Here is a 12,721-nt window from a genome sequence, read left to right as displayed (position 1 = left end):
TGCAGCCGAAGAAGTTCGGTGACATCGCGGCGGTCATCGCCCTGTACCGGCCCGGCCCGATGGCCGCGAACGCGCACAACGACTACGCCGACCGGGCCACCTCGGGGTCCGTGGTGCCCCAGTAGGGCGGCAGCGAGGCGCGCAGGAAGCCGCCGTAGCGGGCGGTGGCCAGGCGCGGGTCCAGGACCGCGATGACCCCGCGGTCGTCGGTGGAGCGCAGCAGCCGGCCGGTGCCCTGGGCGAGCAGCAGCGCGGCGTGGGTGGCCGCCACCGACAGGAACCCGTTGCCGCCGTGCGCGGCCACGGCCCGCTGGCGGGCGGAGGCGAGGGGGTCGTCCGGACGGGGGAACGGGATGCGGTCCACGATCACCAGCGACAGGGAGGGGCCCGGCACGTCCACGCCCTGCCACAGCGACAGGGTGCCGAACAGGCAGGACCTCTCGTCCTCGGCGAACCGCCGGACCAGCTGGCCGGTGGAGTCCTCGCCCTGGCACAGGATCGGCTGGTCGAGCCGGTCCCGGAGCTCGTCGCCGGCCTGCTGGGCGGCCCGCATGGAGGAGAAGAGGCCCAGGGCCCGGCCGTCGGCGGCCTCGATGAGCTCGGCGATCTCGTCGAGGTAGGAGGGCGCGAGCCCGTCGCGCCCGGGCGGCGGCAGGTGGGTGGCCACGTACAGGATGCCGCTGCGGGCGTGCTCGAAGGGCGACCCGACGTCCAGCGCGCGCCAGCGGGGCTCCCCCGCCGCGCGGTGGGGGCCGTCGTCGTCCTCGTCCGGGCCGGCGGCCGGGGTGTCCCCGTCCCCGGTCTGCGCCCGCGTCGTCCCGGGGGCGCCCGCGGCGGCCCGTTCCGCGGCCTCCCGGGTGACCTCGCGGCCCAGGCCCCACTGGTTGGCCAGGGAGGTGAAGGAACCGCCGAGGGTGAGGGTGGCCGAGGTCAGCACGACGGTGCGGTCCCCGAAGAGCTTCTCCCGCAGCAGCCCGCCGACGGCGAGCGGGGCGACGTTGAGGGCGGGCTGGCGGCCCGGGGCCCTGGTGAGCCACACGACCTCGGTGCGGTCGCGCAGGGCGGGTTCGTAGGACTCCAGCACGCGCACGGCGGTCTCGCGCACCTCTTCGAGAGCGGCCAGGGCCAGGCGGCGGTCGCTGGCGCCGTCGGGGTCGAGCTCGCCGGGCGAGGGGCCGATGGCCGTGACGCAGGCGGAGGCGGCGTCGCGGGTGGCCGCGACCGCGTTGGCCAGGGCGTCGTCGATGTGGTCCAGGCGGCCGTCGGGCGACTCGGTGAACATCAGGGCGAGCCCGTCGGCGCACTCCGTGAGGCGCTCGCTGATCCCGGGCTCGACCAGGCGGGCGGCGCGCTTGGCCGCGGTGTTGACGACGCGCTCGCTCAGGCTGCCGGTGGACACGGAGGTCGCCCGGTCCACGAGCTCGTGCGCCTCGTCGATCATGATCGTGTCGTGCTCGGGCAGGATGTGCCGGCCCTGCGCCATGTCGATGGAGAGCATCGCGTGGTTGGTGACCACCACGTCCACTCCCTGGGTGGCCTCGCGTGCGAACTCCGCGAAGCACTCCTGTCCGAAGGGGCAGATGCGGGCCCCCATGCACTCGTTGGCGCCCACGGACACCTGCCGCCAGGCGAGGTCGCTGACGCCGGGGACGAGCTCGTCGCGGTCGCCGGTGACGGTCTCCTCCGCCCACTCGTGCAGGCGGGCCACCTGGCGGCCGAGGGAGGAGAGCTGCCGGGGGTCGAACAGCTCGGCGTCCTCCGCGTCCTCGTCCGCGGTCTGGAGCCGGTTGCGGCACAGGTAGTTGCGGCGGCCCTTCAGCACGGCGAACGTGGGCTCGCGCGGCAGCAGCGAGGACAGCGCCCCGGCCAGGCGCGGCAGGTCCCGGTCGATGAGCTGGTTCTGGAGGGCGATGGTGGCGGTGGAGACCACCACGGTGTTCTTCCGGTCCATCGCGTGTCTGACCGCGGGTACCAGGTACGCCAGGGACTTGCCGGTGCCGGTACCGGCCTGGACCACCAGGTGCTCGCGTTCGTCGACCGCCGCGGCCACGGCGTCGGCCATGGCCGTCTGGCCCTCGCGGCGGCTGCCGCCGAGAGCGGTGACGGCGGCGTCGAGCAGGGTCGGAACGTCGGGAAGATCTGCCACGGATCGACAGTACCGGCCCGTGGGGACAGGACGGGCTCCGTCCACAGGCGGGATCGGCCGGGCCCTCCGGGGCCCGGCCGATCGGCCCGGCGGGCGTCAGGCGAGGCCGCGGGCGAGCCTCTCCAGGGCGTCCAGCGACTGGGCCAGCCCTTCCTCCATGCCGGAGCTGACCATGCCGTCGCGGTCCTCGACCGTCTGGAACACGGAGATCGCCCGGTAGAGGGTGCGGCCGTCCTTCTCCTCCAGCATGTGGGTGTCCATCGCCACGTGGCCCGGCATCCCCTCGAACTCGAAGGTCTGCACGATGCGCTCGGGGGCGACCACGTCGTGGAAGACCCCGTGGAAGGCGTACTCCTCGCCGTCGGCGGCCTTCTCGACGAACCGCCAGGTACCGCCGGGCCGCACCTCGGCCCGGTCGACGACCGTGTCGGTCTCGTCCAGCCCCCACCACCGGGCCAGGTGCTCCGGCTCGGTCATGGCCCTGAACACCACGTCCCTGGGCGCGTCGAAGGTGCGGGTGATGACGATGTCCTGGCGACCGGGCTCGACGGTCACGGTGAGGTCACTCATGGGTCTTCTCTCCCTCGGTGCTGCGGTCTCCGGTTCCCCGCGCGTCCTGGATGCGGCGGATCTCCTCGTCCAGCCGGTCGAAGCGCTCCTCCCACTGGTCGTGGTACCGCCCGATCCACACCGACGCCTGCTCCAGAGGCGCGGTCTCCAGCCGGCAGGGACGCCACTGCGCGTCGCGGCCGCGGCTGATCAGGCCGGCCCGCTCCAGGACCTTCAGGTGTCTGGACACCGCCTGGAGGCTGATGGGGAACGGCTCCGCCAGGTCGTTGACGGTCGCCTCGCCCTCCGCGAGCCTCGCCAGCAGCGCCCGGCGGGTCGGATCCGCCAGCGCCGCGAATGTGAGGCTCAGGGGGTCGCTCGCCATCTGCGCATTCAACTTTCTCGTTGATCAACCGTTATGTTGATTATGACCCACGCCACACCCCGGGTCAAGGGGTGGGAGAGCTCTCAGAGGGCCGCCGGGCGACAGGAACCCGCCCCGGAGGATGCCCTCGGGGGACGGGGTCTCCCCCCGGTAAACACGAAGGACGACCCGGCGAGCGCGGTCACGCGCGAGCAGGGTCGTCCCGGAGAACGCAGGCCAGCAAGACCTGTGCGCAGGAAAACGCCGCGACGGACGGACGACATCCCCGTCGACAGGTGCGGTACCGCCACCCCACCGATCACCGCGACCCCAACCCCAGGGGGGTGCCTCGGGGGGTTCGGGGGTCTCCCCACGGCAGACATGACGAAGACGACCCTGCGAGGAGGCCGAAGGCCTCCGAGCAGGGTCGTCCCAGATTCGCGTGGAGCTATGGGGATTCGAACCCCAGACCTCCTCCATGCCATGGAGGCGCGCTACCAACTGCGCCATAGCCCCGTGTGCCGTGCGGCAACGGTTCGATTCTATCGGACGCGGAAGGGTGGGGTGAACATGCGGGGTGTCGGGCGGCCCACACGGCGCGTCACGGGGGCGTACACGGGGGCTTCTTGCACGGCCTCCGGTCACCCGGAGCGCCCCGGGAAGCGGGAACGCGCGGGAGGGGGTCGGTCCCCGCCTCCCGGGCATGATGGCTCCATGAGCGACGAACGGAACCCGGTGGAGGTCCTGACCCGGTGGGAGGACCACGGCGCCGTGTGGCGTGTGGTGGACCGCTCCCCCTCGCGGGTGACGGTGGCCCTGTGCAGGTGCGACGGGGGCGAGGAGGTGGACCGCCTGGTCTCCGACGATCCGGACCTCCTCGCCTTCGTCGACGAACGGGTCAGGACTCCGCGATCTCCCTGATCCGGTCCAGCCTGTTCTCCCAGGCCGTTCCGACGCGCTGGAGGTCGCGGCCGAGCTCGCTGAGCCGTGAGCCGATCGGCCGGTGCACGACCTCCCGGCCGCGCCGCTCCGACTCCACCAGCCCCACGGAGCGCAGCACGTCCAGGTGCTTGACGACGGCCTGCCGACTCACGGGCAGCTCACCGGCCAGCGCCGAAGCGGAGGCGGGTTCGCGGGCCAGACTCACGAGGATGCTCCAGCGGGTCTCGTCGCCCAGCGCGGCGAAGACGGTGGCGTTCACGGAGTCCCCGCTCCCGAGAGGTGTGCCGTCAGGGCGGAGAGCCCCCCGTCCCATCCCTCCTCCTCCGGCGCGACGTTGTCGGAGACCGTCCCGAAGCGCGGGTGCAGGGTGTCGAAGCCGCTCTGGGAGACCGTGAGCAGTGAGCCGTTCCCCGACTTCCTCACCGTCATCGTCACCAGCGTGCTGACGCCCTCGCCGGGGTCGGTGTCCGGCTCGGCGGCGATCCGGTAGGCGAACGTCGAGGGCTCGTCCACCGTGACGACCCGCCCCCGGAAGGTGCCGTGCTCGTCCCAGTGCAGCTCCATGGGAGCGCCCGGCACGGCCTCGAATTCCGCCCCACCGAAGGCGTACCAGGCCGCGAAGTGCTCGGGCCGGGTCAGTACCGGCCAGAGCCGTTCGGGCGCCACCCCGACGTGGACGGAGCGCTCGACGGTCGAGGCGTCCAGGAAGGAGCGCGCGGCGCCGAGCTCCTCCTCCCAGCCCCGGGTGTTCTCCTCCACGCGCCGGCGCCGCTCGGCCTCCGTGCCGCCCAGCGAGGCGAAGCCGCTCTCGGCCACTCGCAGGGTCACGCCGCCCGCCTCGAGTTCCTCGATCCAGAACTCAACCAGGGTCGACCCCCCTTCCTCGCCGCCCAGCCAGCGGAACGCCGCGTAGCCGGGCGGGTCGAGCTTCTCGGTGCGTATGCGGGAGTCGCCGTGGACGGGGTCGCGCACGACGCTGACGTCGCCGTCCTGCTCGATCACGTGGTCGACGACCGCTCCGTCGTTGATGAACCATCCCGGGCGCGACACCAGCTCCCAGACGCGTCGCGCCGGAGCCGCGATGTCCACCTCTCGTTCGATCCGGTCCGAAATCCCGTCCATGACACCCCCCTCGTCGCATGTGCAACACCATGGTTGCACTAATGCCCTTCGAGTGCAACTCCCAGGTTGCACGTGGAGTCCGTCAGGTCGGCAGCCCGACCCGGACGGCCCCGGGGCGGCGGTCGGCCGTGGGCGGGTCGGTCACCACCGCGCCCCGCCCGCCCCCAGAGCCCCCGCCGGCCGCGGTGCCGCGAGGACCACGCCCTCCACCTCCAGCGGCATTCGGAGCCGACGGGCCGGCCCCCACGACGTGTCCTCGACACCCGGGGCGAGGTCGCCGTCGCCCTCCGGATCGAGCGGGCCGGTGTCGCCCGTACCCCGGCGCCCGGCGAGGAGGAGGGCCGTACGAGCCAGGGACAGCCGGGCGAGGGAGCCCTGACCGGTGTCGACCCGCCGCCTCAGCCCCTCCAGGGCGGCGTAGGCCATCAGGTACCCGGTCCCGTGGTCCAGCGCCTGGACCGGCAGCGGCTTCGGAGCGTCCAGCCCTCCTTCGCGCATGGCGGCGTCGGCGATGCCGGTGCTCATCTGCACCAGGCTGTCGAAGCCGCGCCTCGTCCTCCAGGGACCGGTCCAGCCGTAGGCGTCGAGGCCGACCTCGACCAGTCCCGGGCGCACCCCGCGACGGACGTCCGCGCCGAGGCCCAACCGGTCGAGGGCGCCGGGTCGGTAGCCGTGCACGAGGACGTCGCACCGCCCCAGCAGTTCCAGCAGGCGCCCGCGCGGGCCCGCCCCCCGCAGGTCGAGCCGGGCGGACCTCTTGCCGAGCATGACCTCGGGGACCAGTCCGGGCTCGTCCCACCAGGGCGGGTCGACGCGCAGGACGTCGGCCCCGAGCAGCGCCAGGAACCTCGTCGCCACGGGGCCCGCCAGGACCCGGGTGAGGTCGAGGACGCGCACGCCCTCCAGCGGGCGCGCCCCGCCCGCGAGGGCCGGCCCCGTCTCGGACCTGTCGCCGTCCTCCCAGACGATGAGCGGTTCGCAGGCCACACTCCGTCCCTGCTCACCGGTGGCCCACTCGGACGTCGAGCGCATCACGGCCGCGCAGCCCCCGGCCCCGACGACACGGGACTCCAGTTCGACCCCGTCCCACTCGGCGACGGCCCGCTGCACCCGGTTCCGCCCGCCGGGGACGCCGAGGACCCGCAGGGCCGCCGCACGGTGGGCGGCGGCGTTGGTGTGGAGCCTGATCCACCCGTCGGAGGTCCGGTAGTCGCCCGCGACGTCGTCCCACGGGGAGGGGGGCCGCCATCCCGTGGGGCGGAGGGACCACGCGAACCACATCGAGGCCAGGCGCCGGTCGACGCGGACGTCCCGGCGGCGCCCGTCGCCCGCCGAGGCCAGGTCGGCGGCGGCGACACCGGCCGCGCCGACGGAAGCGGCGGCGAACTCCGTGACGGGAAAGACCGAGGGGAGTCCGCCCGTTCCCGTGAACGTCAGTCCCGCGCGTGGGGGACACCGGCCCGAGTCCAGGATGTCCGTCGCCGTGGCCCGGGCGACGTCGTCCGCGACGTCGTGTCCACCGTCCATCGACCGCCCCTCTCTCCGGAAGGCTCACCACCGTACGGGAGGGGCTCCGGGGCACGGTGCCGGGCCCCGCCGCGTCGGCGGAACCGTGGCCGGATGCGCGGTGGGGGGACGAGGTGCGTCGAGCAGAAACGTCTGCGGCGAACGCGGGATGCGGGGCCGCCCACAGCACATGCGCCGACGGGAGGCCCGCGGTCGGCGGCCCAGCGCCCCGGGGGCGCATCGGGCGGTGCGGGGCCGTCCGGGCGGAACGCCTTCGCCAAGCGGCCGGGCATCCCCGTCGACAGGTGCGGTACCGCCATCCCGCCGATCAGCGCGACCCCAGCCACAGGGGGTCACCTCGGGGGGTTCGGGGGGTCTCCCTCCGGCAGACATGACGAAGACGACCCTGCGAGGAGGCCGAAGGCCTCCGAGCAGGGTCGTCCCAAAGTCGCGTGGAGCTATGGGGATTCGAACCCCAGACCTCCTCCATGCCATGGAGGCGCGCTACCAACTGCGCCATAGCCCCTGGTGTGCCGGGCGGTTTCCCCGCTCGGCGATAGAAGTACTGTACCGGAGGTCCGGGGCAGGTCGGGACGCCGGGGCGGGCGGGCGGCCGGTGGATAGCCGTGTGCGGGGCCGAATACCCTGGGGTCGTGGCCGAATCAAAGCTTGAGATCCAGATGCTCCACGACCGCCTCCTCGTGCGGACGGTCGTGGACCGGAGCGAGCGGCGCAGCAGTGCCGGTCTGGTCATCCCGGACACGGTGAAGCTGGCGACCAGGCTCGCGTGGGGTGAGGTCGTCGGCGCCGGGACCGGCGCCCGGCACGTGAAGACCGGGGACCGCGTGCTCTTCGACCCGGAGGAGCAGGGCGAGGTCGAGCTGAACGGCGAGCGCTACGTGATCCTGCGCGAGCGCGACGTGCACGCCGTCGCCAACGAGGCCCCGGAGCGGGGCACCGGCCTGTACCTCTGACCCGTCCTCCCGTCCCCGCGCCGGCGCCGAGGGCCCGGCCCTCGGGGACCGCTGGGGCCGCCCGAACGGCGGGCGTCAGCCGCGCCCGCCGTTCGCGGCCGGGTTCGCTGCCACCTTCTCCAGGGAGAGCACGCAGAGGTTGAGCGCCTCGTACGCGGAGACCTCCCCGGTGTTGACGTAGGACCACCCGGAGTAGAGCCCCGCCCACAGGAACTGCTGCATCCAGCTCGCGGAGATCGCGGGGTCGATGCTGCCGTCGGCGTGCCCGCGTTCGATGAGGGCGGTGAGCGCGAGGTCGGCCTCCCCGCACTCCTCCTCGGAACCCTCGGTGAGATCCTCCTCCTGCCCGAACGCCAGCATGATCACCTTCTGGAGCGCGAAGTACTCCGGCACGAGGCGCAGGAAGGCCTCCAGACCGGTCCCCTCGGTGGTGCGCGCCCTCTGCATGGCCTCGGTGATCAGCTCGTCGGCGTACTCCCCCAGGGCGCTCGTCAGGTCGGCGCGTTCGGGGAAGTAGCGCTGGAGGGTGCTGCGGGCGACCCCCGCGGCTCTGGCGACCTGCGACAGGGGGGCCGCGGAGTTCTCGCCGAGGACCTGGACGGCCGCTTCGAGGATCGCGCGCCGGGTGCGCGCGCGTGTCCTCGTCTCTTCCTCTGAGGGAGCGCTGTTCACCATGCCAACATCCTAGGCTTGTCGGTACTTGGTTGACAATAATCGGTCACATATGACCTAATTTAGAGCATGACTGAACGATCTACGGTATTAACCGACTCCTCACCGGGGACGCAAGAGCCCCGCTTCGCCCAGCTCCGGGTGCTGTGGTCGTTCGTGCACCCGCACCGGCGGAAGCTCGCCCTCGGACTGGTGCTCGCGCTGCTCGGGTCGGCGCTCGAACTCGCCAACCCGATGGTGATCAAGCTCGTCCTGGACACCGTCGCCGACGCGGGCAGCCTCGTGGTGCCCATCTCGCTCCTGCTCGGGCTGTTCGCCCTGGGCATCGGGTTCGGCCTGTGGCACTGGATCCTCCTCGGCACCGTCGCCGAGAAGGTCGTCCTCGACGCCCGCACCTCCCTGGTGCGCCGCTACTTCCGGGCCGCCCTCATCCCGATGTCCCGGCGCCCTTCGGGCGAACTCGTCACACGGGCCACCTCCGACACGGTGCTCCTGCGCGAGGCCGCCTCCAGCAGCATCATCAGCCTCGTCAACGGCGGTGTCCTGCTGGTCGGGACCCTGGTGATGATGGGGGTGCTGGACCTGGTCCTGCTCGCCGTCACGTTCACCGCCGTGCTCGTCGTCACGATCCTGTTCCTCACCCTGATGCCCGCCATCGCCAAGGCCCAGGAGAAGGCGCAGAACTCGCTGGGACTCATGGGCGGCGTCCTGGACGGCGCCCTGCGCGCCGTGCGCACGGTCAAGGTGAGCCGCGCCGAGGACCGGCTCGGCGGCCAGATCCTGGAGCACGCACGGCAGGCCGCGCACCACGGGGTGCGGTCGGTGAGGCGCGAGGCCGTGGCCTGGACGATCGCCTACGGCGGCATCCAGATCTCGATCATCGCCATCCTGGGGGTGGGCGCCCTGCGGGTGACCTCCGGCGCGATGGAGGTGTCCTCCCTCATCGCGTTCCTGCTCTACGCGTTCACGCTGATGAACCCGGTCATGGAGCTCTCCCAGAGCGTCACCACCCTCCAGTCCGGCGTGGCCGCGGCCAGGCGCATCCGCGAGGTCGGGGCCATCCCCCTCGAGCCGTCCTCCGACGGACCCGACGTCCCGCTCGCCGACCCCGACGGCGCCGGGGACGCGCTGCTGGAGCTGCGCGGGGTCACCGCCCGGTACGCCCCCGGAGCCGAGGCCGCGCTGGACCGGGTCGACCTGAGCATCCCCCGGCGGGGGCACACCGCCATCGTCGGACCGTCGGGCGCGGGCAAGACCACCGTGTTCTCACTGCTGCTGCGCTTCCTCGAACCGGTGGAGGGGGAGCTCGCGCTGGCCGGGACGCCCTACCCGTCGCTCACCCCCAGGCAGGTGCGCGGCCACTTCGCGTACGTCGAGCAGGACACCCCGGTGATCCCCGGGACCGTCCGCGAGAACCTGCTGTTCAGCAGGCCCGACGCCTCGGAGGAGGACGTGCGCCGGGTCCTGGACGAGGTCGGGTTGGCGGACAAGGTCGACGCCCTGGAGGAGGGCCTGGACACCCAGCTCGACGCCACGTCGTTCTCGGGCGGACAGCGGCAGCGCATCGCCCTGGCACGCGCCCTGCTGTGCTCCCCTGACGTGCTGCTGCTGGACGAGGCCACCTCGCAGGTGGACGCGATCACGGAGGCGGCGATCACGGAGAGCCTGCGCCGCCACGCCGACCGGAAGGCCGTGGTCACCATCGCCCACCGGCTGTCGACGGTGATCCACGCCGACAGCATCGTCCTGATGGAGGACGGCCGTGTCCGCTCCCGGGGCACGCACCGCGAGCTGCTGGACCGGGACCCCCTCTACCGGGAGCTGGTCGCCGCGCTGCACATCTCCGAGGCGGGGGACGGCGGAGTCCTGGACGAGGGGCTCCCGGTCGGCTCGTCCTGAGCCGCGCGGCCGGTCCCGCCACGGGGACCAGGCGGAGCTCCGGCCGGGCGGCGGCGCCGCTCGGGTTCGGCGCGGAGCGGTGAACACCGGGCGCCCGGGTGACGTGCGTCACCCGGGCGCCCGGTAGCATCCTCCGTGAGCCGGACGGCGCGAACGGTTCGACCGCCCGGGGCCGCGGGCCCTCTCCCACGGCCCGGGCCTCCCTGTCCGTCCCGTGCGCCGACCGCGGCGCGCGCACCGGGCGCCCCCGGCGCCAGCGAGGGAACGATGAGCCACTTCGCCCAGTACCAGGACGGCGTCTACGCCGACGCGACCAACGGCGACCTGCCGCACCTGCCCTACCACCACGAGGCCCTGCGCGACCTGGCCGAGAAGGCCATGGAGCCGGGGCCCTTCGGCTACGTGGAGGGGAGCGCCGGCCGGGAGCGCACCGCCGACGCCAACGTGGCGGCGTTCGCCCGGTACGCGCTCCGCCCGCGCAGCCTGCGGCCGGGCGCGGAGAACGCCGGGGACCTGGGCGTCACCCTGTTCGGGGAGCGCTACCCGACCCCGCTGCTCACCGCCCCGGTCGGGGTCCTGGAGCAGGTCCACGGGGAGGCGGAACTGGCCGTGGCCAGGGGCGCGAACGCCCTGGGCGTGCCGATGGTCCTGTCCACGGCCGCGTCCACGCCCATGGAGGAGGTCGCGGAGGCGGCCGACACGTGGTGGTACCAGCTGTACTGGCCCGGCGACGACGCTCTCGCGGAGTCGTTCGTGCGACGGGCGACCGCGGCGGGCGCGAAGGCGATCGTGGTCACCGCCGACACCAAGAGGTTGGGGTGGAGGCCGCGCGACCTGGCCCTGGGCCACCTGCCGTTCCTGCGCAGCCAGGGCATGGCGAACTACTTCAGCGACCCTGAGTTCCGCTCCCGGCTCAAGGCCGACCCGGAGCCCGGCGGGGTGTTCACGGAGGCGGTGTTCCACTTCCTCGGGGCGTTCGCGAGCAGGTCCTTGAGCACGGACAACATCGCGCGCATCCGCGACTGGACCGACCTGCCGGTCCTGGTCAAGGGCGTCGTCCGCGGCGACGAGGCGATCGAGCTGGTGGAGGCGGGCGTGGACGGCCTCGTGGTGAGCAACCACGGGGGCCGCCAGGTCGACAACGCGGTGGCGGCCCTGGACGCCCTGCCCGAGGTGGTGGAGGCGGTCGGCGACCGGGCCGCGGTGCTGTTCGACTCGGGGGTGCGATCGGGCGCGGACGTGGCCGTGGCGATGGCGCTGGGCGCCCGGGCGGTGCTGCTGGGACGCCCCTGGGTCTACGGCCTGGCCGTGGACGGGGCGGCGGGGGTCGAGCACGTGCTGCGCGCGGTCCTGGCCGAGTTGCAGATCACGGCCGAGCTGATGGGCAGGGACGCCGCCGACCTGGACCGCGACGACGTCACCCGCCGGTGAGTCCCTGCCCCGTCCGGGCGGGACGGGGCCGGGCGAGGCGCCCGGCGACCCGCATCACGCCCTCCCGGGAAGCGCTGAGCCGGACGGCGGTGGCGCAGCCGTTGAGCGCCCTGGAGGCCAGGACGACCCGGCGTGTCGGCGGGCGCCGGACGCGGTCGTAACGGTCGAGGGCCCGTTCCACGGAGGGTTCGGCGGTGAGCGCGGCGGCGAGGGCGGCCGCGTCGACCAACGACTCGCAGGCACCGCGTCCGAGGTTGGGCGCCATGGCGTGGGCGGCGTCGCCGATGAGGACGTGGCGGCCCCGCGCGTAGCTCCCGAAGGCGGGGAGGTCGTACAGGACCCTCCGGTCCACCCCGCCGCCGGGGAGCGCGTCCAGGACCCGGGCGACCACCGGGTGCCAGTCGCCGTACAGGGCGCGCAACAGCTCCACGCGGTCCGGGCCCTCCCGTTCGCGGAGGAGTCCGACGCGGACGGAGGCGAACCAGTTGGAGGTCCCCGCGTCCATCGGCGTCACGCCGAACAGCCTCCCCCTGCCCCACGTCTCGACGGCGAGGTCGGCCGGTCCCTCGACGGCGCCCCGGAAGGCGACGGTGCCGAGGGGCCTGGGAGCGGGGGCCCCGGGGACGACGGTCCGGCGGACGAGGCTGTTGATCCCGTCGGCGCCCACGACCACGTCGAACCCGGCGGCGTCGCGGACCTCCCCGGCCGTGACGGCCGCGCCCCACCGGACGACGCCCTCGGGGAGCCCCTCCGCGAGGGTGGCGAGCAGGGAGGATCGGGAGACCAGGTACAGGTCGTCCGCCCGAGCGCCGCCGACGGTGAGGAGGGCACGTCCGGACGGGGACGCGATCACCCCTCCCGCGGGGCGCCGGGCGCGCTCGCGCACCCGGCCGCCCAGGCCCAACCGGTCGAGCCCGGCCATGGCCGCCGGCCACATCATGAGGGCTCCCCCGATGTCGGGCGGGCCGTCCAGGCGTTCGCGGACCTCGACCTCCCATCCCCCCTCCAGGAGTCCTCGGGCCGCCGCGAGTCCTGCAACACCCGCTCCGACGACAAGCGCTCTTCCGTTCATGCCGACACACTACTACGATCATAGTAATAAATCACTATGTTTAT

General features: G+C 73.5%; 13 protein-coding genes and 2 tRNA genes. 5 read left to right on the top strand and 10 right to left on the bottom strand.

The features are described 5' to 3' along the window. Positions 1 to 23: 23 nt before the first annotated feature. A complete protein-coding gene (locus ABZ234_RS30190) occupies positions 24 to 125 on the top strand; it encodes a hypothetical protein (RefSeq protein ID WP_355014277.1) in 102 nt (33 codons plus the stop codon). On the opposite strand, the gene ABZ234_RS30185 is transcribed toward ABZ234_RS30190, so the two are convergent. The 4 genes from ABZ234_RS30185 to ABZ234_RS30170 all read right to left on the bottom strand — a co-directional run bounded on the left by ABZ234_RS30185 (position 83) and on the right by ABZ234_RS30170 (position 3,575). Then, the gene (locus ABZ234_RS30185; RefSeq protein WP_355014275.1) at positions 83 to 2,146 is read right to left on the bottom strand and encodes an ATP-dependent DNA helicase; all 2,064 of its coding nucleotides are present in this window, start codon (positions 2,144 to 2,146) and stop codon (positions 83 to 85) included. The two genes, ABZ234_RS30190 and ABZ234_RS30185, sit on opposite strands and share 43 nt — an antisense overlap. A gap of 96 nt (positions 2,147 to 2,242) precedes the next feature. After that, a complete protein-coding gene (locus tag ABZ234_RS30180; protein WP_344184036.1) occupies positions 2,243 to 2,716 on the bottom strand; it encodes an SRPBCC family protein in 474 nt (157 codons plus the stop codon). Next, positions 2,709 to 3,080, bottom strand: coding sequence for a metalloregulator ArsR/SmtB family transcription factor (locus ABZ234_RS30175; RefSeq protein WP_344184035.1), 372 nt, complete (start codon positions 3,078 to 3,080; stop codon positions 2,709 to 2,711). Before ABZ234_RS30175 ends, ABZ234_RS30180 begins: the two co-directional genes overlap by 8 nt. Positions 3,081 to 3,502: 422 nt before the next feature. Continuing rightward, positions 3,503 to 3,575 (bottom strand) — tRNA-Ala (locus ABZ234_RS30170). Positions 3,576 to 3,773: 198 nt separating this feature from the next. Here ABZ234_RS30170 and ABZ234_RS30165 point away from each other — a divergent pair. Then, positions 3,774 to 3,980, top strand: coding sequence for a hypothetical protein (locus ABZ234_RS30165; protein ID WP_355014274.1), 207 nt, complete (start codon positions 3,774 to 3,776; stop codon positions 3,978 to 3,980). Here the strand turns inward: ABZ234_RS30165 and ABZ234_RS30160 are convergent. From ABZ234_RS30160 to ABZ234_RS30145, 4 genes are all read right to left on the bottom strand, one after another. Next, complete coding sequence (locus ABZ234_RS30160) at positions 3,958 to 4,260, bottom strand: metalloregulator ArsR/SmtB family transcription factor (protein ID WP_355014273.1); 303 nt, start codon at positions 4,258 to 4,260, stop codon at positions 3,958 to 3,960. The genes ABZ234_RS30165 and ABZ234_RS30160 overlap by 23 nt on opposite strands. Next, a complete protein-coding gene (locus tag ABZ234_RS30155) occupies positions 4,257 to 5,123 on the bottom strand; it encodes an SRPBCC domain-containing protein (RefSeq protein ID WP_355014272.1) in 867 nt (288 codons plus the stop codon). The genes ABZ234_RS30160 and ABZ234_RS30155 overlap by 4 nt, the downstream gene beginning before the upstream one ends. 141 nt (positions 5,124 to 5,264) lie before the next feature. Next, on the bottom strand, positions 5,265 to 6,650 hold the full coding sequence (locus tag ABZ234_RS30150) for a CoA transferase (RefSeq protein WP_355014271.1): 1,386 nt from the start codon (positions 6,648 to 6,650) through the stop codon (positions 5,265 to 5,267). 432 nt (positions 6,651 to 7,082) lie between these two features. Further along, a tRNA-Ala gene (locus ABZ234_RS30145) sits at positions 7,083 to 7,155 on the bottom strand. 154 nt (positions 7,156 to 7,309) lie between these two features. On the opposite strand from ABZ234_RS30145, the gene ABZ234_RS30140 reads away from it, so the two are divergent. Beyond that, positions 7,310 to 7,603, top strand: a complete 294-nt coding sequence (locus ABZ234_RS30140) for a co-chaperone GroES (protein ID WP_267950283.1) — start codon at positions 7,310 to 7,312, stop codon at positions 7,601 to 7,603. A gap of 75 nt (positions 7,604 to 7,678) precedes the next feature. Here the strand turns inward: ABZ234_RS30140 and ABZ234_RS30135 are convergent, their stop codons facing one another. Next, complete coding sequence (locus ABZ234_RS30135; protein WP_267948639.1) at positions 7,679 to 8,278, bottom strand: TetR/AcrR family transcriptional regulator; 600 nt, start codon at positions 8,276 to 8,278, stop codon at positions 7,679 to 7,681. A 138-nt stretch (positions 8,279 to 8,416) separates the two neighbouring features. Between ABZ234_RS30135 and ABZ234_RS30130 the strand changes: the two genes are divergently transcribed. Further along, a complete protein-coding gene (locus tag ABZ234_RS30130) occupies positions 8,417 to 10,174 on the top strand; it encodes an ABC transporter ATP-binding protein (RefSeq protein ID WP_355014276.1) in 1,758 nt (585 codons plus the stop codon). A 267-nt stretch (positions 10,175 to 10,441) separates the two neighbouring features. Then, positions 10,442 to 11,605 carry an alpha-hydroxy-acid oxidizing protein gene (locus tag ABZ234_RS30125; protein WP_344184032.1) on the top strand — a complete coding sequence of 388 codons (1,164 nt, stop codon included), beginning with the start codon at positions 10,442 to 10,444 and terminating at the stop codon, positions 11,603 to 11,605. On the opposite strand, the gene ABZ234_RS30120 is transcribed toward ABZ234_RS30125, so the two are convergent. Beyond that, positions 11,592 to 12,677, bottom strand: a complete 1,086-nt coding sequence (locus tag ABZ234_RS30120; RefSeq protein ID WP_355014270.1) for an FAD-dependent monooxygenase — start codon at positions 12,675 to 12,677, stop codon at positions 11,592 to 11,594. The genes ABZ234_RS30125 and ABZ234_RS30120 overlap by 14 nt on opposite strands. Positions 12,678 to 12,721: the final 44 nt, after the last annotated feature.

This window comes from Nocardiopsis sp. NPDC006198, from assembly GCF_040613895.1.
Lineage (GTDB): Bacteria > Actinomycetota > Actinomycetes > Streptosporangiales > Streptosporangiaceae > Nocardiopsis > Nocardiopsis tropica.
Note: the sequence above shows the minus strand (reverse complement) of the source record. Positions and strands in the feature narration are given on the sequence as shown.